At 61.9% G+C, this 23,450-nt stretch carries 24 protein-coding genes; 19 read left to right on the top strand and 5 right to left on the bottom strand.

From position 1 onward, the window contains the following. The first annotated feature begins 25 nt into the window (after window positions 1-25). The 6 genes from tilS (at window position 26) to ispD (ending at window position 6,676) form a co-directional block, all read left to right on the top strand. Window positions 26-1,348, top strand: a complete 1,323-nt coding sequence (gene tilS, locus PCLY_RS04735; protein WP_061238137.1) for a tRNA lysidine(34) synthetase TilS — start codon at window positions 26-28, stop codon at window positions 1,346-1,348. A 151-nt stretch (window positions 1,349-1,499) separates the two neighbouring features. Beyond that, window positions 1,500-3,131, top strand: a complete 1,632-nt coding sequence (locus tag PCLY_RS04730) for a CTP synthase (protein WP_061238136.1) — start codon at window positions 1,500-1,502, stop codon at window positions 3,129-3,131. Between the two features lie 3 nt (window positions 3,132-3,134). Further along, the gene (gene kdsA, locus PCLY_RS04725) at window positions 3,135-3,980 is read left to right on the top strand and encodes a 3-deoxy-8-phosphooctulonate synthase (RefSeq protein WP_061238135.1); all 846 of its coding nucleotides are present in this window, start codon (window positions 3,135-3,137) and stop codon (window positions 3,978-3,980) included. Window positions 3,981-4,127: 147 nt separating this feature from the next. Next, window positions 4,128-5,417: a phosphopyruvate hydratase gene (gene eno, locus PCLY_RS04720; RefSeq protein WP_061238134.1), complete on the top strand. Its 1,290-nt coding sequence runs from the start codon at window positions 4,128-4,130 to the stop codon at window positions 5,415-5,417. 285 nt (window positions 5,418-5,702) lie between these two features. Further along, window positions 5,703-5,981, top strand: coding sequence for a septum formation initiator family protein (locus tag PCLY_RS04715; protein WP_037053844.1), 279 nt, complete (start codon window positions 5,703-5,705; stop codon window positions 5,979-5,981). After that, a complete protein-coding gene (gene ispD / locus PCLY_RS04710) occupies window positions 5,978-6,676 on the top strand; it encodes a 2-C-methyl-D-erythritol 4-phosphate cytidylyltransferase (protein ID WP_061238133.1) in 699 nt (232 codons plus the stop codon). The genes PCLY_RS04715 and ispD overlap by 4 nt, the downstream gene beginning before the upstream one ends. 13 nt (window positions 6,677-6,689) lie before the next feature. Here ispD and PCLY_RS04705 read toward each other — a convergent pair whose 3' ends face one another. Both PCLY_RS04705 and PCLY_RS04700 read right to left on the bottom strand, forming a co-directional pair. Further along, on the bottom strand, window positions 6,690-7,013 hold the full coding sequence (locus PCLY_RS04705) for an HPF/RaiA family ribosome-associated protein (RefSeq protein WP_061238132.1): 324 nt from the start codon (window positions 7,011-7,013) through the stop codon (window positions 6,690-6,692). Window positions 7,014-7,153: 140 nt separating this feature from the next. After that, a complete protein-coding gene (locus PCLY_RS04700) occupies window positions 7,154-8,050 on the bottom strand; it encodes a LysR substrate-binding domain-containing protein (RefSeq protein ID WP_061238131.1) in 897 nt (298 codons plus the stop codon). A gap of 134 nt (window positions 8,051-8,184) precedes the next feature. On the opposite strand from PCLY_RS04700, the gene PCLY_RS04695 reads away from it, so the two are divergent. The 9 genes from PCLY_RS04695 to rpoS all read left to right on the top strand — a co-directional run bounded on the left by PCLY_RS04695 (window position 8,185) and on the right by rpoS (window position 16,205). After that, window positions 8,185-9,297: an S-(hydroxymethyl)glutathione dehydrogenase/class III alcohol dehydrogenase gene (locus PCLY_RS04695; protein WP_061238130.1), complete on the top strand. Its 1,113-nt coding sequence runs from the start codon at window positions 8,185-8,187 to the stop codon at window positions 9,295-9,297. Between the two features lie 62 nt (window positions 9,298-9,359). After that, window positions 9,360-10,196, top strand: a complete 837-nt coding sequence (gene fghA / locus PCLY_RS04690) for an S-formylglutathione hydrolase (RefSeq protein WP_061238129.1) — start codon at window positions 9,360-9,362, stop codon at window positions 10,194-10,196. Window positions 10,197-10,271: 75 nt separating this feature from the next. Then, the gene (gene ispF, locus PCLY_RS04685; protein WP_061238128.1) at window positions 10,272-10,745 is read left to right on the top strand and encodes a 2-C-methyl-D-erythritol 2,4-cyclodiphosphate synthase; all 474 of its coding nucleotides are present in this window, start codon (window positions 10,272-10,274) and stop codon (window positions 10,743-10,745) included. Continuing rightward, window positions 10,742-11,800 (top strand): tRNA pseudouridine(13) synthase TruD, encoded by a 1,059-nt coding sequence (truD, locus tag PCLY_RS04680; protein ID WP_061238127.1) that lies wholly within the window; start codon window positions 10,742-10,744, stop codon window positions 11,798-11,800. The genes ispF and truD overlap by 4 nt, the downstream gene beginning before the upstream one ends. Beyond that, window positions 11,788-12,537: a 5'/3'-nucleotidase SurE gene (gene surE, locus PCLY_RS04675; protein ID WP_061238126.1), complete on the top strand. Its 750-nt coding sequence runs from the start codon at window positions 11,788-11,790 to the stop codon at window positions 12,535-12,537. The genes truD and surE overlap by 13 nt, the downstream gene beginning before the upstream one ends. Further along, a complete protein-coding gene (locus PCLY_RS04670; protein WP_061238125.1) occupies window positions 12,537-13,211 on the top strand; it encodes a protein-L-isoaspartate(D-aspartate) O-methyltransferase in 675 nt (224 codons plus the stop codon). The genes surE and PCLY_RS04670 overlap by 1 nt, the downstream gene beginning before the upstream one ends. Window positions 13,212-13,236: 25 nt before the next feature. Further along, window positions 13,237-14,175: a polyprenyl-phosphate transporter gene (locus PCLY_RS04665; protein WP_061238124.1), complete on the top strand. Its 939-nt coding sequence runs from the start codon at window positions 13,237-13,239 to the stop codon at window positions 14,173-14,175. 111 nt (window positions 14,176-14,286) lie between these two features. After that, window positions 14,287-15,096 carry a peptidoglycan DD-metalloendopeptidase family protein gene (locus PCLY_RS04660; RefSeq protein ID WP_061238250.1) on the top strand — a complete coding sequence of 270 codons (810 nt, stop codon included), beginning with the start codon at window positions 14,287-14,289 and terminating at the stop codon, window positions 15,094-15,096. Window positions 15,097-15,197: 101 nt separating this feature from the next. Further along, window positions 15,198-16,205, top strand: a complete 1,008-nt coding sequence (gene rpoS / locus PCLY_RS04655; RefSeq protein WP_061238123.1) for an RNA polymerase sigma factor RpoS — start codon at window positions 15,198-15,200, stop codon at window positions 16,203-16,205. A 448-nt stretch (window positions 16,206-16,653) separates the two neighbouring features. On the opposite strand, the gene fdxA is transcribed toward rpoS, so the two are convergent. Both fdxA and mutS read right to left on the bottom strand, forming a co-directional pair. Continuing rightward, window positions 16,654-16,977 carry a ferredoxin FdxA gene (gene fdxA, locus PCLY_RS04650; RefSeq protein WP_017678218.1) on the bottom strand — a complete coding sequence of 108 codons (324 nt, stop codon included), beginning with the start codon at window positions 16,975-16,977 and terminating at the stop codon, window positions 16,654-16,656. A 139-nt stretch (window positions 16,978-17,116) separates the two neighbouring features. Beyond that, window positions 17,117-19,684: a DNA mismatch repair protein MutS gene (gene mutS, locus PCLY_RS04645; protein WP_061238122.1), complete on the bottom strand. Its 2,568-nt coding sequence runs from the start codon at window positions 19,682-19,684 to the stop codon at window positions 17,117-17,119. A 358-nt stretch (window positions 19,685-20,042) separates the two neighbouring features. On the opposite strand from mutS, the gene PCLY_RS04640 reads away from it, so the two are divergent. From PCLY_RS04640 to recX, 3 genes are all read left to right on the top strand, one after another. Beyond that, window positions 20,043-20,543: a CinA family protein gene (locus PCLY_RS04640; protein ID WP_061238121.1), complete on the top strand. Its 501-nt coding sequence runs from the start codon at window positions 20,043-20,045 to the stop codon at window positions 20,541-20,543. A gap of 87 nt (window positions 20,544-20,630) precedes the next feature. Then, entirely contained in the window at window positions 20,631-21,674 is a 1,044-nt protein-coding gene (gene recA / locus PCLY_RS04635; RefSeq protein ID WP_061238120.1) for a recombinase RecA, read from the top strand. 11 nt (window positions 21,675-21,685) lie between these two features. Beyond that, complete coding sequence (recX, locus tag PCLY_RS04630) at window positions 21,686-22,147, top strand: recombination regulator RecX (protein ID WP_061238119.1); 462 nt, start codon at window positions 21,686-21,688, stop codon at window positions 22,145-22,147. A gap of 13 nt (window positions 22,148-22,160) precedes the next feature. On the opposite strand, the gene PCLY_RS04625 is transcribed toward recX, so the two are convergent. Next, window positions 22,161-23,039, bottom strand: a complete 879-nt coding sequence (locus PCLY_RS04625; protein ID WP_061238118.1) for a DUF6685 family protein — start codon at window positions 23,037-23,039, stop codon at window positions 22,161-22,163. Window positions 23,040-23,183: 144 nt separating this feature from the next. On the opposite strand from PCLY_RS04625, the gene PCLY_RS04620 reads away from it, so the two are divergent. Then, on the top strand, window positions 23,184-23,405 hold the full coding sequence (locus tag PCLY_RS04620; protein WP_061238117.1) for a DUF2835 domain-containing protein: 222 nt from the start codon (window positions 23,184-23,186) through the stop codon (window positions 23,403-23,405). Window positions 23,406-23,450: the final 45 nt, after the last annotated feature.

The following is a 23,450-nucleotide window of genomic DNA, read 5'->3' as shown; positions in this document are numbered from 1 at the left end:
GCCCGTTGTTGTTTAAGCTTGGCCCATGACAGCTCTCGAACTTCGCCTGCGCCAGGCTCTGCAGCCCTGGCGTGCGGCCCGTGCCTGGCGTATCGCCTTTTCCGGTGGCCTGGATTCCAGTGTGCTGCTGCACTTGCTGGCGGATCTCGCCCGGCGCGAGGATCTGCCACCGCTTCGCGCCATCCATGTTCACCATGGCCTGCAGGCGGCGGCCGACACCTGGCCTGAGCATTGTGCGCGGGTCTGCCAGCGGTTGGGCATCGCGCTCGACACGGTCAGGGTTCGCGTCGCGCCAGGCGCCAGCCTCGAACAGGCGGCGCGCCGTGCGCGTTACCAGGCGTTTGCTGAGCGGCTCGAGCCTGGCGAGGTGCTGCTCAGTGCCCAGCATCGCGATGATCAGGCCGAAACCCTGCTGTTTCGTCTGTTGCGCGGCGCCGGTGTGCGTGGTCTGGCGGCGATGCCGTCCAGTCGAGCCTTGGGGCAGGGTAGCCTGGTCCGGCCGCTGCTCAGCTGTTCCAGAGCCGAGTTGCAGGCCTATGCGCAGGATCAGGGTGTGGTCTGGATCGAGGATCCGAGCAACGCCGATGAGCGTTTCAGTCGTAATTTCCTGCGCCACCAGGTGATCCCGCTGCTGGCCGAGCGCTGGCCGCAGGTGGTCACCAGCCTGGCGCGCAGCGCAGCCCATCAGACGGAGTCTCGGCAACTGCTGGATGAGTTGGCTGAGATGGATTTGTGTGCTGCCCGTGGCGTTCCGGCATTTTCCTGGCTGGCGTTGCCGTCTCTGCAGCTGTCGGCGCTAGCCGCTCTGAGTGATGCGCGTCAGCGCAATCTGCTGCGGCATTGGCTGGCGCCGCTGACCCGCATGCCCGATCAGGATCACTGGGCTGGTTGGCGCGATCTGCGCGACGCCGATATCGATGCGACGCCGATCTGGAAGCTGGCCGATGGCGAGTTGCACCGTGCCGATGGGCGGCTGTGGTGGCTCGGCGGCGAGTGGCTCGGCACGCCTGAGTCGATCGATCTGTCCGCCGATCTGTGTTCGCAGCCTCTGGCGCTTCCCGGTAACGGTCATGTGCAGGTGCTCGGTGAGCTGCCACCAGGTCGCTGGCGTCTGCGCTATCGCCAGGGCGGGGAGTCGCTGCAAGTGCCAGGGCGCGGTCGGCGCGATCTCAAGCGTCTGCTCAATGAGCTGAGGGTACCGGCATTCGTGCGTCCGCGCCTGCCGCTATTGTTCGATGGCGATGAGCTGGTGGCGGTGGCAAATCTGACGCAGTCGTCAGTAATCGAGGCGAGCGGGGCGCATGTGCGCTGGTCGCCGCCTATCGGCGTGCAAGGTTTGAGCTGGTAAGGCCTTTCGGGTAGACTACGCTCCCGTCTTACTACAGCTTTTGCCGACTCCCTCAGGGAGCTTGGCGAGCTTGCCATTTTTGCTATTGATGGCGCTCCTTCGCTTTCCCCGGCGGCATTGACCGCTTAAACGCAGACTTCTAGGGTTTTTCATGACGCGCTACATCTTCGTCACGGGTGGTGTTGTTTCTTCATTGGGGAAAGGCATCGCCTCGGCTTCACTGGCGGCCATCCTGGAGGCGCGGGGCCTGAAGGTCACCATGCTCAAGCTGGACCCTTATATCAACGTCGATCCGGGCACCATGAGCCCGTTCCAGCACGGTGAGGTGTTCGTCACCCACGACGGCGCCGAGACCGACCTCGACCTGGGTCACTACGAGCGGTTCATCCGCACCACGATGACCAAGAGCAACAACTTCACCACCGGTCGCGTTTACGAAGATGTGCTGCGCAAGGAGCGCCGTGGTGATTACCTGGGCGCGACCATCCAGGTCATTCCGCACATCACCGACGAGATCAAACGCCGCATCATCAAGGGTGCCGGCGATGCCGACGTGGCCCTGGTGGAGATCGGCGGCACCGTGGGCGACATCGAGTCGCAGCCGTTCCTCGAGGCCATCCGCCAACTGCGTGTGGAAGTGGGCGCCAAGCGCGCCATGCTGATGCACCTGACCCTGGTGCCCTACATTGCCACCGCTGGCGAGACCAAGACCAAGCCGACCCAGCACTCGGTCAAGGAACTGCGCTCCATCGGCCTGCAGCCGGACGTGCTGGTGTGCCGCTCCGATCACCCGATCGACGTTTCCTCGCGGCGCAAGATCGCCCTGTTCACCAACGTCGAAGAGCGTGCGGTGATCAGCCTGGAAGACGTCGACACCATCTACAAGATCCCGGGTGTGCTGCATGCCCAGGGCCTGGATGACTTCGTCGTCGAGCGCTTCGGTCTGGAGTGCGGCGGTGCCGACCTGTCCGAGTGGGATCGCGTGGTCGACGCCAAGCTCAACCCGGAAAAAGAAGTCACCATCGCCATGGTCGGCAAGTACATGGAGCTGCTCGATGCGTACAAGTCGCTGATCGAAGCGATGAGTCACGCCGGCATCCAGAACCGTACCAAGGTCAACCTGCGTTACATCGACTCCGAAGACATCGAGAATCAGGGCACTGCTCTGCTCGAAGGCGTCGACGCCATCCTGGTTCCGGGCGGCTTCGGCCTGCGCGGCGTGGAAGGCAAGATCAAGACCGTGCAATACGCTCGTGAGAACAAGATTCCTTACCTGGGTATATGTCTCGGCATGCAGGTGGCGGTGATCGAGTACGCCCGCAACGTGGTGGGCTGGGCCGATGCCAACTCCACCGAGTTCGACATGGCCAGCCAGCATCCGGTGGTCGGTCTGATCACCGAATGGCAAGACGCCGCAGGCGGCGTCGAGCAGCGCAGCGAGAGCTCCGACCTGGGCGGCACCATGCGCCTCGGCGCGCAGGATTGCCAGCTGCAGGCCGGCTCCCTGGTGCACGGCTGCTACGGCAAGGACGTGATCGTCGAGCGGCACCGTCACCGTTACGAGGTGAACAACAACCTGCTGCCGAGCCTGACCGAGGCGGGCCTGAAGGTCACCGGTCGTTCTGGCGATGGCGCGCTGGTCGAAGTGGTCGAGGCGCCGGAGCATCCGTGGTTCGTCGCCTGCCAGTTCCACCCGGAGTTCACCTCCACGCCGCGTGATGGCCATCCGCTGTTCAGCGGTTTCGTCAACGCCGCTCTGGCGCAGAAAGCGAAGAAGGTCTGATCCATGGCACAGAAGATCATCAAGGTTCGCGACATCGAGATCGCCAACGACAAGCCTTTCGTGCTGTTCGGCGGCATTAATGTGCTCGAGTCGCGTGACCTGGCCATGCAGGCCTGCGAGGAATACGTGCGGGTGACCGAGAAGCTCGGCATTCCTTACGTGTTCAAGGCCAGCTTCGACAAGGCCAACCGCTCCTCCGTCACTTCCTTCCGTGGCCCCGGCCTGGAAGAGGGCATGAAGATCTTCGAGGAAGTGAAGAAGACCTTCGGCGTGCCGGTGATCACCGATGTGCACGAGCCGCATCAGGCGGCTGCGGTTGCCGAGGTGTGCGACATCATCCAGTTGCCGGCCTTCCTTTCGCGGCAGACCGACCTGGTGGTGGCCATGGCCAAGACCGGCGCGGTGATCAACATCAAGAAGGCGCAGTTCCTCGCCCCGCAGGAAATGAAGCACATCCTGACCAAGTGCGAAGAGGCCGGTAATGATCAACTGATCCTCTGCGAGCGTGGTTCCTCCTTCGGTTACAACAACCTGGTGGTGGACATGCTTGGCTTCGGCATCATGAAGCAGTTCGAGTACCCGGTGTTCTTCGATGTGACCCACGCCCTGCAGATGCCGGGTGGTCGCGCCGACTCTGCTGGCGGTCGCCGTGCCCAGGTTACCGACCTGGCCAAGGCCGGCATGAGCCAGGGCCTGGCCGGGCTGTTCCTCGAAGCGCACCCGGATCCGGAAAACGCCAAGTGCGATGGCCCTTGCGCGCTGCGCCTGAACAAGCTGGAGCCGTTCCTCGCCCAACTCAAGCAGCTGGACGATCTGGTGAAGAGTTTTCCGCCAATCGAGACTGCCTGAGCCGGCCGTAATCCGGTAAAGTGCCGCCCGAGAAAAATCCCCCTGACCCGTGAGTCAGAGTGAGCCGTCGCTTTGCCCTCGGGCAGCGATGGCCCAGTGCAGCCTGCTGCTGCCGTCTTATCGTCAACCTTTGGAGCGTTATCAAGAATGGCAAAGATCGTCGACATCAAGGGTCGTGAGGTTCTCGACTCCCGCGGCAACCCGACCGTGGAAGCGGATGTAATTCTGGAAGGCGGGATCGTCGGCAGCGCGTGCGCTCCGTCCGGCGCCTCCACCGGCTCGCGCGAAGCGCTGGAGCTGCGTGACGGCGACAAGAGCCGTTACCTGGGCAAGGGCGTGTTGAAAGCTGTCGCCAACATCAACGGCCCCATCCGTGACCTGCTGCTGGGCAAGGACGCGGCCGATCAGCAGGCTCTGGATCACGCGATGATCGAGCTCGACGGTACCGAGAACAAGGCCAAGCTGGGCGCCAACGCCATCCTCGCCGTGTCCCTGGCTGCCGCCAAAGCTGCTGCCCAGGCCAAGGGCGTGCCGCTCTACGCGCACATCGCTGACCTGAACGGCACGCCGGGCGTGTACTCCATGCCGGTGCCGATGATGAACATCATCAACGGCGGCGAGCATGCCGATAACAACGTCGACATCCAGGAGTTCATGGTGCAGCCGGTTGGCGCCAAGAACTTCGCCGACGCACTGCGCATGGGCGCGGAAATCTTCCACCACCTCAAGGCCGTCCTGAAGGCCCGTGGCCTGAACACTGCCGTCGGTGACGAAGGTGGTTTTGCGCCGAACCTGGCTTCCAACGAAGACGCCCTGGCGGCCATCGCCGAAGCCGTTGCCAATGCCGGCTACAAGCTGGGTGACGACGTGACCCTGGCTCTGGACTGCGCCTCCAGCGAGTTCTTCAAAGACGGCAAGTACGACCTGGAAGGTGAAGGCAAGGTATTCAGCGCCGAAGGCTTCGCCGATTACCTGGCCGGTCTGACCGAGCGCTACCCGATCATCTCCATCGAAGATGGCATGGACGAGTCCGACTGGGCTGGCTGGAAAGTCCTGACCGACAAGATCGGCGAGAAGGTACAGCTGGTTGGCGACGATCTGTTCGTGACCAATACCAAGATCCTCAAGCGCGGTATCGACGAGAAGATCGGCAACTCGATCCTGATCAAGTTCAACCAGATCGGCTCGCTGACCGAGACCCTGGAAGCCATCCAGATGGCCAAGGCTGCCGGTTTCACCGCGGTGATTTCGCACCGTAGTGGCGAAACCGAAGACAGCACCATCGCCGACCTGGCAGTGGGTACTGCCGCAGGTCAGATCAAGACCGGCTCGCTGTGCCGCTCCGACCGCGTGTCCAAGTACAACCAACTGCTGCGTATCGAAGAGCAGCTGGCCGGTAAGGCACCCTACAAGGGCCGTGCCGAGTTCCGCGGCTAAGCACTGCGTATGAGAAAAGGGCGACGCAAGTCGCCCTTTTTCGTGGCGGCTCCAGCGCTGGTGCGGCATGTAGGAGCGGATTTATCCGCGATCTTTCGCGGCTCAAGCCGCTCCTACAAACCTTGCGCCGTTGCTGATATGGCCTTTTTCGTGGACGCTTCGTCGATCTCTGGGAACCATTGCACGGATGCAGGTACTGAAACCCCATGTCACTCATCAGCCGGCTTCTTTTCAAGCATGAACGCAGCCCCTACCATGCCGATTACTCAATCTGCGAGTCGCTCCATGCGTAGTCCGTACTGGCTGTTCATCGTGCTGATCCTGTTGCTGGCCGGGCTGCAGTATCGCCTGTGGGTCGGCGAGGGCAGCCTTGCCCAGGTGAGTCGCCTGCAGCAGCAGATTGCCGAGCAGCGAGGCGAGAACGAGCGCCTGCTGGAGCGTAACCGGATCCTCGAGGCCGAGGTGATGGAGCTCAAGCGCGGTATGGAAACCGTGGAAGAGCGTGCGCGTCAGGAGCTGGGCATGCTCAAAGAGGGTGAAACCCTCTATCTGCTGACCGAATGAGCACCAGGTTCTGGCTGGTGATTCCAGCTGCCGGCGTTGGTGCGCGAATGGCTGCCGACCGCCCCAAGCAGTACCTGCAGATCGCAGGTCGCTGCATTCTCGAACACAGCCTGCATTGCTTCCTCGATCACCCCGGCCTGCTGGGCGCCACGGTGTGCGTGGCGGTGGACGATCCGTTCTGGCCGCAACTCCCGGTTGCCAGCGACCCGCGTGTACGTCGCGCGCCTGGTGGGCGCGAGCGGGCCGATTCGGTATTGGCAGGGTTGCAGGCGCTGCTGGCCGAGGGCGCTGGCGCCGAGGACTGGGTGCTGGTGCATGACGCCGCACGTCCCAATCTGGCCAGGGATGACCTGAATCGTCTGTTGGACAATCTGGCCGATGACCCTGTCGGCGGTCTGCTGGCGGTGCCGGCGCGCGATACGCTCAAGCGTGCCGGAGCGGATGGCCGCGTGGCGCAGACAGTGGATCGCAGCGTGATCTGGCAGGCCTACACGCCGCAGATGTTCCGCCTCGGGGCTCTGCATCGCGCGTTGACTCAGGCCCTGCAGGCGCAGGTGGCGATCACCGATGAGGCCTCCGCCATGGAGTGGGTGGGACTGGCGCCACGTCTGATCGAGGGCCGGGCGGACAACCTCAAGGTCACCCGCCCGGAAGATCTGCACTATCTGCAGTCGCTATGGCCGCACGGCCATTGAGTCGGTTCCGACCTCAGTGCGTCCAGCGTTTTGCGTCCTTGCCAAGGTTGCGATCCAGCGCGTTGGTCAGCTTGTTCATGGCGCCTTCGATGGCTTGATGAAGTTCTTCGGCATCGTGTGACACCGTCAGCGGGTCACGGCCTTTCATCCGTGCCTCGACCTTGCAGCGTTTGTCCTGGGGGCCGCTCTTGAGCGCGTTCTCGTCGGAAAGGTGGACTTCGATGCGGGTGAGGCGATCCTCGTAGCGTTGGAGCTTTTCGCGGACGCGGCTGCTGATGTCCTCCTTGAAGGTCATCGACGAGGCAACGTGCTTACCGCTGTTGACCAGAACCTGCATAACCATTTCCTCATGCTGCTGAGTTCGTGAGGCCCCGTTCGGTGGGGCATTGGTTGTGACGCGGCGGCCTGGCTCAAGTTTCGCCCCGGCTTGTGACATTCCGTGACCGTTCAGTTGAGTGACAAGGTTGTTGCAGGGCGTCAGCTCGGATCGAGGTATTCGGCGCGTTGGCTCAGGCCCAGGCGCAGCGAGTCGATCAACTGACGCACCTTTGGCGAGAGATGGCGTTGTTGTGGGTAGATCGCCCAGACCGCTGTATTGGGTGGGCGGTGCTGTTCCAGCAGGGAGGTCAGCCGGCCGCTGCGCAGGTGTTCCAGTACGTAATAGTCCGGCAACTGGCACAGGCCGAATCCACGCAGGGCTGCGTCGAGTACCGCCTGGCCGCTGTTGCAGCGCCAGTTGCCTTGGACCCGTACCTGGGTTTCGCGGCCGTTCTCGGCAAAGCTCCAATGCTCGCTGCTGCCGATCAGGCAGTTATGGCGGGCCAGCTCCGACAGCGAGTGCGGACGGCCATAGCGCTGCAGGTACTCGGGGGCGGCGCACAGGTACATCTCGCGCGGTGCCAGGCGCGCCGCCATCAGTCGCGAGTCCTGCAGGCGGCCGAGGCGGATGGCCAGGTCGAGGCCTTCGTGCAGCAGATCCAGTTGACGGTTGGACAGTTCGATCTCGACGCGCAACTGCGGGTGGCGGGCCATGAAGTCATTCACCAGCGGTACGATGAAGCGCTCGCCGTAGGCCACCGCGCAGGTCATGCGCAGCAGGCCCTTGGGTTCAGCTCCGAGGTCGCCGACCGCTCGCAATGCCTCTTCACGCGCATCCTGCAGGCGCTGGCAGTGCTGCAGGAACAGTTCACCGGCCTCGGTCAGGGCCACACGGCGTGTGCTGCGATAGAACAGGCGACTTTGCAGCCGGTCTTCCAGGCGCGCCACCTGACGACTCACCTGCGAGGTGGACAGGCCCAGGCGCTCGGCGGCAGCACTGAACTGGCCACATTCGGCGACTGCGACGAACTCGTCGAGTCCTTCCCAGCGACTCATGGCGTTCTCCTCTGGTATTCGTGGTAGTGCATATTATCCCTGTGCTGCAATAATGTTTTGATATTTGGCTGATTATCTCCGCGTTGCCTTGACCTAGACTACTCCGCACTTTCGTAACGCTCAGGAGAGCTTTCATGATCAAGTCCCGTGCTGCCGTCGCTTTCGCTCCTAACGAGCCGCTGAAGATCGTCGAGATCGATGTCGAGCCGCCGAAGGCTGGCGAGGTGCTGGTGCGCATCGTCGCTACCGGTGTCTGCCATACAGACGCTTACACCCTGTCCGGTCAGGACTCCGAAGGTGTGTTCCCCTGCGTGCTGGGTCACGAGGGTGGCGGTATCGTCGAGGCTGTCGGCGAGGGCGTGACCTCGGTAAAGGTCGGTGACCACGTGATCCCGCTGTACACCGCCGAGTGCGGCGAGTGCAAATTCTGCAAATCCGGCAAGACCAACCTGTGCAGCTCGGTGCGTGCCACCCAGGGCAAGGGCCTGATGCCGGACGGCACCAGCCGCTTCAGCTACAACGGTGAGCCGGTCTACCACTACATGGGGTGCTCGACCTTCTCCGAGTACACCGTGTTGCCGGAAGTCTCGGTTGCCGTGATCCCCAAAGAAGCTCCGCTGGACAAGGTCTGCCTGCTCGGTTGCGGTGTGACCACCGGTATCGGCGCCGTGCTCAACACCGCCAAGGTGGAAGAGGGTGCGACCGTGGCCATCTTCGGTCTGGGCGGCATCGGCCTGGCGGCGATCATCGGTGCGAAGATGGCCAAGGCCTCGCGCATCATCGGCATCGACATAAACCCGGCCAAGGAAGCGGTTGCCCGCGAGCTGGGTGTGACCGACTTCGTCAACCCGAAAGAGCACAGCAAGCCGATTCAGGACGTCATTGTCGAGATGACCGATGGCGGCGTCGACTACAGCTTCGAGTGCATCGGCAACGTGCAACTGATGCGTGCGGCGCTGGAGTGCTGCCACAAGGGCTGGGGTGAGTCGACCATCATCGGCGTGGCGCCGGCCGGTGCCGAGATCAGCACCCGTCCGTTCCAGCTGGTCACTGGTCGCGTCTGGCGCGGCAGCGCCTTCGGTGGCGTGAAAGGCCGCAGCGAGCTGCCGAGCTATGTCGAGAAGTCGCAGAAGGGCGAGATTCCGCTGGACACCTTCATCACCCACAACATGGGCCTGGACGAGATCAACGAAGCGTTCGAGCTGATGCACGAAGGCAAGAGCATCCGTACCGTCATTCACTTCTGAGTCACTGACGCGCCCGGGGCCTGATGCCCCGGGCCGCAGTTTCCTCTTTCGCGGGAGGTTTCATGGAAAACATTTCCTGCCAGAAGAGCTTCGGCGGCTGGCACAAGCGTTATCGTCATCGTTCCACCACCCTCAATTGCGACATGGTCTTCGCCGTCTATCTGCCACCACAGGCCGAGCAGGGCGGCAAGCTGCCGGTGCTGTACTGGCTCAGTGGCCTGACCTGCACCGATGAGAACTTCATGCAGAAGGCCGGTGCCCAGCGCATGGCTGCTGAACTGGGGCTGATCATCGTTGCGCCGGACACCAGTCCGCGTGGCGAAGGCGTGGCCGACGACGCCAACGGTGCCTATGACTTCGGTCTGGGTGCCGGCTTCTATGTCAACGCGACTCAGGAGCCTTTCGCGCGTCACTACCGCATGTATGACTATGTGGTGCAGGAGTTGCCGGCGTTGATCGAGGCCAACTTCCCGGTTTCGGACAAGCGCGGTATCAGCGGTCACTCCATGGGTGGTCACGGGGCGCTGATCTGCGCGCTGAAGAATCCGGGGCGCTATCAATCGGTATCGGCGTTCGCGCCGATCAGCAATCCGATGAACTGTCCGTGGGGCGAGAAAGCGCTTTCACTGTATCTGGGTGAAGAGCGTTCGCGCTGGCGTGAGTGGGATGCCAGCGTGCTGATGGCCGAGGCCAGCGAAAAGTTGCCGATTCTGGTGGATCAGGGAGATCGCGACGACTTCCTCGAAGGGCAGCTCAAGCCGCAGGCGTTGCAGGCTGCTGCCAAGGCTGCCGGTCACCCGCTGACGCTGCGTATGCAGCCAGGCTATGACCACAGCTACTACTTCATCGCCAGCTTCATCGATGATCACCTGCGCCACCACGCGGATGCCCTGGCGTAAGGTGCGCAACGCGCACCCCAGGTGGTGCCGGTGCATGTAGAATCACGCCCTGACTTTTTCAGGGCGTTGTTCTTTATGCGTATCGGTCATGGTTATGACGTACACCGCTTCGGCGAAGGTGATTTCATCACCCTCGGCGGCGTGCGGATTCCCCATAAATTCGGTCTTGTCGCCCATTCCGATGGCGACGTACTGCTGCATGCCCTGAGCGATGCCCTGCTCGGTGCGGTGGCGCTGGGCGATATCGGCAAGCACTTCCCCGATACCGATCCGACCTTCAAGGGCGCCGACAGCCGTGTGCTGCTGCGCCATGTGATGGGGCTGGTGCGCGCCAAGGGTTACGCGGTGGGTAATGTCGACGCAACCATCATTGCCCAGGCACCGAAGATGGCGCCGCATATCCAGAGCATGCGCGAGCGCATCGCCGAGGATCTGGGTGTCGAGTTGGATCAGGTCAACGTCAAGGCCACCACCACCGAGAAGCTCGGTTTCACCGGGCGCGAGGAGGGTATCGCGGTGCACGCCGTGACCCTGCTGGTCAAGGCATGAACGAGCTGCAACTGCTGGGCCCGCGCGCTCATGGCGAGGCCTGTGGGCGTGCGGTGCTCAAGGCCACGGCCGAGGATTTCCAGGTCGACGAAGTGTTGGACATTCCGCTCACCGGCCAGGGCGAGCACCTCTGGTTGTGGGTGGAAAAACGTGGCCTGAATACCGAGGAGGCCGCCCGACGTATCGCCCGCGCTGCTGGTCTGCCGCTCAAGGCTGTCAGCTATGCCGGGCTCAAGGATCGTCAGGCGCTGACTCGGCAGTGGTTCAGCCTGCATCTGCCGGGCAAGGCCGATCCCGATCTGGCTGCAGCGCAGGGCGATGACCTGGCTGTTCTCAGCGCTCAGCGGCACAACCGCAAGCTGCAGCGTGGTGCTCATGCTGCCAATGGTTTCACCTTGCGCCTGACTGCCCTGGACGCGGATCGCGATGCACTGGAGCAACGCCTGCAGCGTATCGCCGAACAAGGCGTGCCCAATTATTTCGGCTTGCAGCGTTTCGGCTTCGATGGCGGCAATGTCGAGCAGGCACGTGACTTCGCCTCGCGGCTAGAGCTGCCGGTGCAACGCAACCTGCGCTCGCGCCTGCTTTCCTCGGCACGCAGCTACCTGTTCAACCAGGTACTGGCCAGGCGCGTGGCTGCCGGCACCTGGAACCAGGCGCAGATCGGTGACCTGCTGGCGTTCACCGGCAGTCGCAGCTTCTTCATGGCCGGCGAGGCCGAGTGCGCTGACCCACGCCTGGCCATTCTCGATCTGCATCCGACCGGTCCGCTGTGGGGCGACGGGCCTTTGCCGACTGCTGGGCAGACCCAGCAGCTTGAGCAAAGCGTGGCCGATGAGGCTGCGCAACTGGTGCAATGGTTGATCAAGGCGGACATGGAGCACGAACGGCGAATTCTGCGCCTCCCCATTGGCGGCCTGTCATGGCATTATCCCGAGCCCGATATTCTGCAACTTGCATTCGTCCTGCCGGCCGGGTGTTTCGCCACCGTGGTGGTGCGCGAACTGCTCGATCTGGTGCCAGCAGGGCAGACGGATACTCCATGCGAATTCTGATTTCCAACGACGATGGGGTGAACGCCCCCGGTATCGCTGCGTTGCACCAGGCTCTGGCTGACTACGCCGAATGTGTGGTGATCGCGCCTGCCGAAGACAAGAGCGGTGCCAGCAGTGCGCTGACGCTCGATCGTCCGCTTCACCCGATGGCCTTGGCCAACGGTTACATCAGCCTCAATGGCACACCGACCGACTGTGTGCACCTGGGCCTTAATGGCTTGCTCGAGCAGACGCCGGATATGGTCGTCTCAGGCATCAACCTGGGCGCCAATCTGGGCGATGACGTGCTCTATTCCGGCACCGTTGCTGCGGCGCTGGAAGGTCGCTTTCTGAGCAAGCCGGCGTTCGCCTTTTCGTTACTTTCGCGCCTGCCCGACAACTTGCCCACCGCTGCCTACTTCGCGCGTAAGCTGGTCGAGGCGCATGCGACCCTGGAGTTGCCACCGCGCACGGTGCTCAACGTCAATGTGCCGAACCTGCCGCTGGAGCACATTCGTGGCGTGCAATTGACCCGCTTGGGCCATCGTGCCCGCGCTGCGGCGCCGGTCAAGGTGGTCAACCCGCGCGGCAAGGAAGGTTACTGGATCGCGGCGGCCGGGGATGTCGAGGACGGCAGCCAGGGCACCGATTTTCATGCTGTGATGCAGGGTTATGTATCGATCACGCCGCTACGGCTCGATCGCACGTTCAATGAGGCCCTTGAAACTATGGATGGCTGGTTGGAGGGTATCTTCTGATGCGTGGACAGGACGACATGCAGCGAAGCGGGATCGGCATGACCTCGCAGCGTACCCGTGAACGATTGATTCAGCGCCTCTACGAGGAAGGGCTGTCCAACGCGCGGGTGCTGGAAGTGATCCGCCGTACACCGCGTCATCTGTTCGTCGATGAGGCGCTGGCCCATCGCGCTTACGAAGACACCGCGCTGCCCATCGGCCATAACCAGACCATTTCCCAGCCGTACATGGTCGGTCGCATGACCGAGCTGCTGCTGGCCGCCGGCCCGCTGGACAAGGTGCTGGAGATTGGCACCGGTTCCGGTTACCAGACTGCCGTGCTGGCGCAGCTGGTCGAGCGGGTATTCTCGGTGGAGCGCATACAGGTGCTGCAGGATCGCGCCAAGGAGCGCCTGGTCGAACTCAAGCTGCGCAACGTGGTCTTTCGCTGGGGTGATGGCTGGGAAGGCTGGAACGCACTCGGCCCTTACAACGGCATCATCGTCACGGCTGCCGCAGCGCAGGTGCCGCAGGCCTTGCTCGACCAACTGGCCCCGGGTGGGCGCCTGGTCATTCCGGTCGGTAGCGGCGATGTCCAGCAGCTGCTGCTGATCATTCGTGAAGAGGATGGTTTTTCCCGCCACATCCTCGATGCCGTGCGCTTCGTACCGCTACTCAACGGGCCTTTGGCCTGATCGCTCTATCGATCTGGAAGGATCCATGAAGAAACATTTCCTGCTCTATGCCAAGGGCCTGGCCATGGGCGCTGCGGATGTCGTGCCCGGCGTTTCCGGTGGCACCATCGCTTTCATCAGCGGCATCTACGACGAGTTGCTGCGTTCCATCGCTCATGTTCCCGAAGCGCTCCTGCTGCTGCTGCGCGGTCGCATCAAGGACGCCTGGCAGATGGCCAACGCGACCTTTCTGCTGGTGCTGCTGTGCGGCATCCTCACCAGCGTTCTCACGCTCGCGCGTCTGATCACATACCTGCTGCACCACCACCCGATTCCGGTGTGGTCGTTCTTCTTTGGCCTGATTCTGGTATCCGCCTACCTGGTTGGGCGGGAAATCAACCGCTGGAACTGGAGCCGGGCGCTGAGCTTCGTGCTCGGCCTGGCTTTCGCTTACTGGATCACCGTCGCCGCGCCCATGCAGTGGGGCAGCGATCTGCCGACCCTGTTTCTGGCGGGTGCCATCGCCATCTGCGCGATGATCCTGCCGGGTATTTCGGGTAGCTTCATTCTGCTGCTGCTGGGCCTGTATTCGGTGGTGCTGGGGGCCGTGAAGGACTTCAATCTGCTGGTCCTGGCGGTGTTCGCCAGTGGCTGTCTGGTGGGTATTCTCAGCTTCGCTCGCCTACTCAGCTGGCTGCTTTCACGCTGGCGCGATCTGAGCCTGGCGTTTCTGACCGGCCTGATGCTGGGTTCGCTGAACAAGGTATGGCCCTGGAAAGAAACCCTGAGCTGGCGTATCGACAGCAAAGGCGAGCAGGTGCCATTGCTGGAAAGCAATCTTCTGCCGGGGCATTTTGCCGAAGTCAGTGGTCAGGATCCGCAGGTGATGTTCGCCGTGGCGCTGGCAATCGGCGGTGTCGTTCTGGTATTGGGTCTTGAGTGGTTGGCAAGTCGTCGGCCGGTCGATACTGGCCGCAGTGAATAAATACGGCACAATAGACGTCTTACTCGGAATCATTCAGGGAGCAGTTGGGTGAGTTGGAGCGTCCTTCACGTGCTAGTCCGCGCAGTAGCAGCCGTTCGCCTGCCTCTGGCGATGCTTGCTGCCTGCGCCCTGGTCGGCTGCGCAAGCTCGCCTCCAGGTGGTGTGCAGGTGGTCGAGCGCGGGCAGAACCAGGGGCGTGCTCCGGTGATACAGCGTCAGCCCGTGCGCAACGGCCACTATGTGGTGCAGCGTGGCGATACGCTCTATTCCATTGCATTTCGTTTCGGCTGGGACTGGAAGGCGCTGGCTGCTCATAACGGCCTGCGCGATCCTTACGTGATCCGAGTTGGTCAGGCGATTCGTTTCGACAACCGGCCGGTAGCCAGCAGCCGCCCAGTTGCCTCGACCCCTGCCACTTCACCTGTAGTCACCCGGCCGGTGCCCAATCGTCCGCCCGTTGCTGTGACAGCGCCGCCTGCTACGCAGCCGGCCCGACCGCCGGTAACCAACACGCCGGCGACCACACCGGTGACGCCGGTGAGCCGCTCTGCCAGTGGCTGGTCATGGCCCACTCAGGGCGCGGTGATCAGTCGATTCTCCTCAAACGGTAGTTTGAATAAAGGCATTGATATCGCGGGGGAATTAGGACAGCCTGTTTTAGCTGCGTCTGATGGTTCAGTGGTGTACGCCGGGAGTGGTTTGCGGGGCTACGGCGAGTTGATCATCATCAAGCACAGCGATACCTACGTAAGTGCCTACGGTCATAACCGCAGGTTGTTGGTACGGGAGGGGCAGCAGGTCAAAGCCGGGCAAAGCATTGCCGAGATGGGGTCCACAGGGGCCGACCGGGTGAAACTGCACTTCGAGATTCGCCGCCAAGGTAAACCTGTCGATCCGCTGCAATATCTGCCACGTCGTTGATCCGCCGCTGACTCATTCCATCACGTAGGTGGGACGGGCTCAGGTATGGCCAGGACGGTTCAGCCAGAGTCTGTTGTCGAACTCAGCTAGGGACAACAACAATGGCTCTCATCAAAAAAGAAGCGCCGGAGTTTGACGTCGACGATGAACTGCTCCTCATGGAGCCTGGCATCGTATTCGGCGAGGTTCCGGGCGATAAGGTGGAAGCACCGGTCGCACGTACCAAGGCCAAGAACGCCACCCCCTCCAAGCAGCACAAATACATCGACTACACCCGGGCGCTAGACGCCACTCAGCTCTACCTCAACGAAATCGGTTTCTCTCCTTTGCTCACTCCCGAAGAGGAAGTGCACTTCGCGCGTCTGGCGCAGAAGGGCGATCCTGCCGGGCGCAAGCGCATGATCGAGAGCAACCTGCGTCTGGTCGTGAAGATCGCCAGGCGTTACGTCAACCGTGGTCTTTCTCTGCTCGATCTGATCGAAGAGGGCAACCTCGGCTTGATTCGCGCCGTGGAAAAATTCGATCCGGAGCGGGGGTTCCGTTTCTCGACTTACGCAACCTGGTGGATTCGCCAGACCATCGAACGCGCCATCATGAACCAGACGCGAACCATCCGTTTGCCGATTCATGTGGTCAAAGAACTCAATGTCTACCTGCGCGCGGCGCGTGAACTGACCCAGAAGCTCGACCATGAGCCTTCAGCGGAAGAGATAGCCAACCTGCTGGAGAAACCGGTGGGTGAGGTCAAGCGTATGCTCGGCCTCAACGAGCGGGTGTCTTCGGTGGACGTTTCGCTTGGTCCGGACTCGGACAAGACGCTACTCGATACCCTGACCGATGATCGTCCGACCGATCCTTGCGAGCTGTTGCAGGACGATGACCTGTCGCAGAGCATCGATCAGTGGCTCTCTGACCTGACCGACAAGCAGCGTGAAGTCGTCGTGCGTCGCTTCGGCTTACGCGGTCATGAGAGCTGTACCCTGGAAGAGGTTGGCCAGGAGATCGGCCTGACTCGCGAACGAGTAAGGCAGATTCAGGTTGAGGCGCTCAAGCGTTTGCGGGAGATCCTCGAGAAGAACGGCTTGTCCAGCGACGCCTTGTTCCAGTGAGGTGATCGCCTCGATCACGAACCCGGCTCCGGCCGGGTTTTTTATGCGCCTTGATGTAAGTCATCGCTTACATAAGCTGTCAGTGTTTGTTGTGAAAACCCAGAGTTTTCACTGGTTTTTTTATTAAATTGTTGTTTTGTAAGGATTTTTAAAAATTAATGCTCGCCTGCTGGGCGAGAATTGGCGGGTTGTGCCTCTGTTTGGAACGGCTAATATCACAACCGTGCTCAGGGACAAGCACAGGTCATCAGGATGATGACCAGGAACATCGCAAGAAGCGATTCATCAGGACGATGAGTTGGGAAACAAAGGGACTAGGGAATAAAAGTGGGCGGCGTGAGCCGCCCCTTTTTTTGCCCGCCATTCAAGATTGCAGGCTTGCCGAGCAGTGTGAGCTGCTGAAAGTAAAAGACCCGCACTTGGCGGGTCTTTGTGTTTCTGGGCGAACTCAGCGCTCCAGATGCTGCAGCTTGTCCTTCACGCCATCCCACTCTTCGGCGTCCGGCAGTGCTTCTTTCTTCTCGGTGATGTTCGGCCACACTTCCGCCAGGTCGGCGTTCAACTCGATGAACTCCTGTTGATCTTCCGGTACTTCATCTTCCGAGAAGATCGCCTGGGCAGGGCATTCCGGCTCGCACAGGGCGCAATCAATGCACTCGTCCGGGTGAATGACCAGGAAGTTCGGGCCTTCGTAGAAGCAGTCCACCGGGCAGACTTCCACACAGTCGGTATATTTACACTTGATGCAGTTGTCGGTGACGACGAAGGTCATGTCTGATTCTCTCCTCGGGCGGCGTTCTGGGCTCTTTCTCTGAAGGGCTGCCAGGCGCTCTGTCTGTGGCCGCGGCTCAGGCTGTAAACCGGGCGGTCGTAAAATTGCGCGCGATTCTAGCAGTTTGTTGTATTGAGCGTTAGATCTGCGTCTTCCATGTATATAACAGCTCCAGCGCTTTGCGCGGAGTCAGATCATCCGGATTGATCTTGCCCAATTGCTCCAGCAGCGGGTGCGGCACGCTGGCGAACAGGTCGCTCTGCATCGGCGCCTGCGGTTTACCGGGCTCCTGGCGGGGCGGTTCGTGCGGCAGGCTGGTAGCCTCCAGGCGCGCCAGGTGCTCGCGCGCACGGCTGATCACCGTGCCAGGCACGCCGGCCAGTTGCGCCACGGCCAGGCCATAGCTCTGGCTCGCCGGGCCGGGTTGCACGTGATGGAGGAAGACGATGCGCTCGTTGTGCTCGGTCGCCGAGAGGTGCACGTTGGCCACTACAGGTTCGCTTTCGGGGAGCACGGTCAGCTCGAAATAGTGGGTGGCGAACAGCGTGAAGGCGCGCAGGTGGGCCAGGTGTTCGGCTGCCGACCAGGCCAGTGACAGGCCATCGAAGGTGCTGGTACCACGGCCGACCTCGTCCATCAGTACCAGGCTGCGCTCGCTGGCGTTGTGCAGGATATTGGCGGTTTCGCTCATTTCCACCATGAAGGTGGAGCGACCGCCAGCGAGGTCATCGCTCGAACCGATACGGGTGAAGATGCGGTCGACCAGTGACAGCTCGCAGGCTGCGGCCGGGACGAAGCTGCCGATATGGGCCAGCAGCACGATTAGCGCAGTCTGACGCATATAGGTGGATTTACCGCCCATGTTCGGGCCGGTGATGACCAGCATGCGGCGGTTGTCGTCGAGGTTCAGGTCGTTGGCCACGAAGGGCGTGGTCAGCACCTGTTCGACCACCGGGTGGCGGCCCTGGTCGATGCGCATGCAGGGCTCGTCGACGAAGCGCGGGCGATTCAGGTCGAGGTTCAGCGCGCGTTCTGCAAGGTTGCTCAGCACGTCCAGTTCGGCCAGGGCCGAGGCACTGTCCTGCAGCGGCGCCAGATGTCCGATCAGGCGCTCGAGCAGCTCGTCGTAAAGCATCTTCTCGCGTGCCAGGGCACGGCTCTTGGCCGACAGCGCCTTGTCTTCGAATTCTTTCAATTCGGGGGTGATGAAGCGCTCGGCACCCTTGAGCGTCTGCCGGCGGATGTAGTCGGCCGGCGCCGATTCGGCCTGCTTGGTCGGCAGCTCGATGAAGTAGCCGTGTACGCGGTTGTAGCCCACCTTGAGGTTGGCCAGGCCGCTACGAGCTTTTTCGCGGGCTTCCAGGTCCATGAGGAACTGCCCGGCGTTCTCGCTCATCGCCTGCAGTTCGTCCAGCTCGGCGTCGTAGCCGGTCTTGAGCACGCCGCCGTCACGAATCACTGCCGGCGGATTGTCGATGATGGCGCGGGCCAGCAGGTCGGCCAGTTCCGGATAGGTGGCGATGGTACTGGCCAGCTGTTGCAGGTGCGGTATGTCCAGTGCGGCCATCGCCTGCTGCAGTTCGGGCAGCGCGGCGAGAGCGTCACGCAGGCGAGCCAGGTCACGTGGGCGGGCATTGCGCAGGCCGATGCGAGCGAGGATGCGCTCCAGGTCGCCGATTTCCTTGAGCTGCGGTTGCAGCGTTTCGAAACGGTAGCCATCGAGCAGGCAGGCGATGGCGTCCTGACGTGCTTCCAATACTGCGCGATCACGCAGCGGGCGGTTCAGCCAGCGCCCCAGCAAGCGGCTGGCCATGGCGGTCTGGCAACGGTCCACCACCGACTGCAGGGTATTGTCGCGACCACCGGCGAGGTTGATGTCCAACTCCAGGTTGCGACGGCTGGCGCCGTCCAGAATCACCGTGTCGTCCAGGCGCTCGTGGCGCAGGCTGCGCAGGTGGGGCAGGGCAGTACGCTGGGTTTCCTTGGCGTAACCGAGCAGGCAGCCGGCGGCGCCAATGGCCAGGGTCAGGTTCTCGCAACCGAAGCCTTTCAGATCCTGGGTGCCGAACTGCTGGCACAGGCTCTTGAAGGCGCTGTCGCGCTCGAAGTCCCAAGGGGCGCGGCGGCGCGAACCCTTGCGCTTCTCGGCGGGCAGGCCCTGTGGCCAATCATCCGGGATCAGCAGTTCGGCGGGGTTCAGGCGTTCCAGTTCGGCCAGCAGATTTTCCCAGCCCTTGATTTCCTGCACGCTGAAGCGGCCGCTGGTGATGTCCAGCACGGCCAGGCCGAACAGGCGTTCATCGCCCAGCACGGCGGCCAGCAGGTTGTCGCGGTGCTCGTCGAGCAGCGCTTCGTCGCTGATGGTGCCAGGGGTGATGATGCGCACTACCTGACGCTCCACCGGGCCCTTGCTGGTGGCCGGGTCGCCGATCTGCTCGCAGATCACCACCGACTCGCCAAGCTTGACCAGCTTGGCCAGGTAACCCTCGACCGAATGGAAAGGAATGCCGCACATGGGAATCGATTGGCCAGCCGACTGGCCGCGTGCGGTCAGGGTGATGTCCAGCAGCTTGGCTGCCTTCTTCGCGTCTTCGTAGAAAATCTCGTAGAAGTCACCCATGCGATAGAACATCAACTGATCCGGGTGCTGGTTCTTCAGCTTCCAGTATTGCTGCATCATCGGGGTGTGTGCGGAGAGATCGGTCATGCCAGGCCTTACGTGCAGTGGGTGTGACGAAGCCAGGAATTTTCCCATACTTCGCCCTTCGGGTGGGCTGCGAATCTGACGCAATTACCCGTCAGTCGCTGAAGGTCACCGAGAACTGGACCACGGCTTCGACCACGCGTTAAGGCTCATTGCGAATTTCGCGAATCACATCGCCAGGCGGCATTGAGCGCCAGTAGCTTGGCCTGCTCGGCAATGCCGCGAATGATTGGAATGATGATGGCTTTCTGCAGTGCCTCTTTTCGTTTCGTCGTCCTAAGTGGCAGTAGACGAAATTTGCCGTTTCCACTGACAGGTCAAGCTGTGTAGGGTTTGTCGTTCCGATGAGTGAGGAGCGGGCATGGATAGAATCAGCCAACTGGCCGAGCAGCTGGGTGCAGCCTTGAACGCGAAGGCTGCGCAGGTCACCACTGCCGAGTCCTGTACCGGTGGCGGCATCGCGGAAGCGATCACCCGTATACCCGGGAGCTCTGCCTGGTTCGAGGCGGGCTACGTGACCTACTCCAACGCTCAGAAAACCAAGCAGCTGGGCGTCTGCGCGGAGCTTTTCGCCAGTGTCGGCGCGGTTAGCCGGGAGGTGGTCGAAGCCATGGTGCGCGGCGCTCAGGCGCACAGCGGTGCGCGTTACGCGGTTGCCGTCAGTGGTGTGGCTGGGCCTGCTGGTGGTTCGCAGGAAAAGCCGGTAGGCACCGTGTGGCTGGCCTGGGGGGATGGCGAGCGTCTCTTCAGTGTGCGTGAGCAGTTCACCGGCAATCGGGACGAGGTGCGCCGACAAACGGTCGAGGCCGCGCTGGCCGGGCTTCTGCGTCTGTTGGCAGAGGAAAATCCGGCAATGGGGTAGGCGGACGACTTGCTCTGTGGAATAATACTGGCTACTTATACAGTTGTTGGCGGCCGCTGAGGCCCTTCTGAACACGTGAGGATGGTAATGGACGAGAACAAGAAGCGCGCTTTGGCGGCTGCCCTGGGGCAGATCGAGAAGCAGTTCGGCAAGGGCGCAGTCATGCGCATGGGCGATCATGAGCGTCAGGCAATTCCGGCCATTTCCACCGGTTCGCTGGGCCTGGATATCGCGCTGGGTATTGGCGGTTTGCCGAAAGGCCGTATCGTTGAAATCTACGGTCCGGAGTCGTCTGGTAAGACCACGCTGACCCTGTCGGTCATCGCTGAAGCTCAGAAGCTTGGCGCGACCTGCGCCTTCGTCGATGCGGAGCACGCGCTGGATCCGGATTATGCCGGCAAGCTCGGTGTCAACGTCGATGATCTGCTGGTCTCGCAGCCGGACACCGGTGAGCAGGCTCTGGAAATCACCGATATGCTGGTGCGCTCCAACGCCATCGACGTGATCATCGTCGACTCCGTGGCGGCTCTGGTACCCAAGGCCGAGATCGAAGGCGAGATGGGCGACATGCATGTCGGCCTGCAGGCTCGCCTGATGAGCCAGGCACTGCGCAAGATCACCGGTAACATCAAGAACGCCAATTGCCTGGTGATCTTCATCAACCAGATTCGCATGAAGATCGGCGTGATGTTCGGTAGCCCGGAAACCACTACTGGCGGTAACGCGCTGAAGTTCTATGCCTCGGTTCGCCTGGACATCCGCCGTACTGGCGCGGTGAAAGAAGGCGAGGAGGTGGTGGGTAGCGAAACCCGCGTGAAGATCGTCAAGAACAAGGTCGCGCCACCGTTCCGTCAGGCAGAGTTCCAGATTCTGTATGGCAAGGGCATCTACCGTAATGGCGAGATCATCGACCTTGGTGTGCAACAGGGCCTGGTCGAAAAATCGGGTGCCTGGTACAGCTATCAGGGCAACAAGATCGGCCAGGGCAAGGCCAATGCCGCCAAGTTCCTTGAAGACAACAAGGAAGTGGCGCGTGAGATCGAAGGTCAGATTCGCCAGAAGTTGCTGGTTCCCAGCACGCCGGCCAAAGCCTCCGCTGACGATCTGGCCGACGCAGAAGTCGACTTCTAAGCTGACCGAACATGGCGGTTGTGCTGGATAACCCGCTCGCCGTCAGGCGAGCGGCAATGGACTTGCTGGCTCGACGCGAGCACGGCCGCGTCGAGCTGACGCGCAAGCTGCGCAAGCGTGGCGCTCCCGAAGACATGATTGAGACCGCTTTGCAGCGGTTGTCAGAGGAGGGTCTGTTATCCGAGGCCCGCTATCTGGAAAGCTTCGTCGCTTATCGGGCACGTGCCGGTTACGGGCCGCTGCGTATTCGTGAAGAGCTTGGCCAGCGTGGACTGGCTCGTGGTGACGTCGACCAGGCACTGCGTGAAAGTGGTATCGACTGGTTCGAGCAGTTGCGTGAAACCTGGCAGCGCAAGTTCGCCGGTCAGCTACCGGCTGACGCCCGCGAACGTGCTCAGCAAGGTCGTTTTCTGGCCTATCGCGGTTATTCGCTGGATATGATCGGGCGTTTGCTGCGAGGTTGCGACGAATAGAGCGCCGCTCTGTTCAGGTTGGCTGGATCGCCAATTGGCGCAAATGGCCCGGTACGTCAGGTGCTCCGGCCAGGCGCAAACCCTCACCCAATGCCGTGGCCTCCTGATGCTCTTTGGGTAGCAGGAGGAACTCTGGCGTGCCGGCTTTTTTCAGTAGTGACAGGCGCGCATAGGGGATGCCGTTGTCCAGCAGCAACCCCATGAAGCCAGGGTCGCTCCAGGCCGCTTCTGGCATGGCGAGTACGTGATAGCGACTCTGCAGGTTGTCCAGGCCTGTCTCATTCAATCGATAACGCAGCAGGTTGGCTGGTAGAAACACTTCCAGCCCGCGTCTGCGCGCATAGGCGATCGCCCCGGCGAAGGCTTCGCCCTGTATTTCCCCCGACCAGAAGGTCCGAGCGCCACGCCAGTTGGCCTGACGCAGCTCGATCGGTTCGCCAGCCAGAAAGCGTGGCAGCGCCACGCTGATGGTTTTGACGAAGTCCTTGTAACTGATGATGCGCACCTGTTTGCAGTGCTCGCTTGCGGCGTAGTCTTCGAAACTTGCGTAGCCAGACGCGGGCGAGCAGGCAAAGCCGTCAATCAGACGCAGGTCGAAGGACTGTAGCTGTTCGATTTGAGCTTCCACTACCTGAGACAACGCCGCGTGCGCTTGGGCCTTGTCTTCCTGTACGGGGCCTGAAAGCGCGCCGAGCGGCAGGTTGAACAACAGCTGTAATTGCGGACCTTCATGCCAGCAGATGCTCTCTACCGCCGCCGGCAGCGGTTTGAAGGGCAGGCGCAGGCCGCTGGCTTTGGCGAAGATCTGTCGTGAGCTGCGACCGAGCAGGCCCATGCGCTGAGCCAGGGCTGCCAGGCGGCTACTGAGAGTTGAGGATTCGGACAGGCTCATGGCCGGCAGATCGCTCCTGAAGCGTCTACCGCAGTGTGGCAGACGTGGACGGCTATTGCTCGTATAGCGTAGCGCGGCGCTTGCGTGCCTGTCGCGCTGTGGGTCTGTGGCAAAATAGCCGCATTCATTTGCGAGGGTGCCTCCATGCCCAGCTTGGTGCTGGATATCGCGTTATCGGCCGAACGATTGCAGGCCATCTACCGGGGTCATGCCAGCCGGATTATGGCGCAAAGCCGCGACGGGCGTCGCGTCAGTTTACCGGCCCATCACTTGCGGCCGTATCTGACTCATGCCGGGATCTATGGTTCCTTCGTGCTGGAATTCAGCAGCAGCGGCGAGTTGCTGAGCTTACGCCCTTTGGATTGATCTGGCGCGCTTGCCTCGCGCCGTCGGTGCCTGCGCGGCTATAAT

This window comes from Ectopseudomonas composti (assembly GCF_001567565.1).
GTDB lineage: Bacteria > Pseudomonadota > Gammaproteobacteria > Pseudomonadales > Pseudomonadaceae > Aquipseudomonas > Aquipseudomonas composti_A.
Note: the sequence above shows the minus strand (reverse complement) of the source record. Positions and strands in the feature narration are given on the sequence as shown.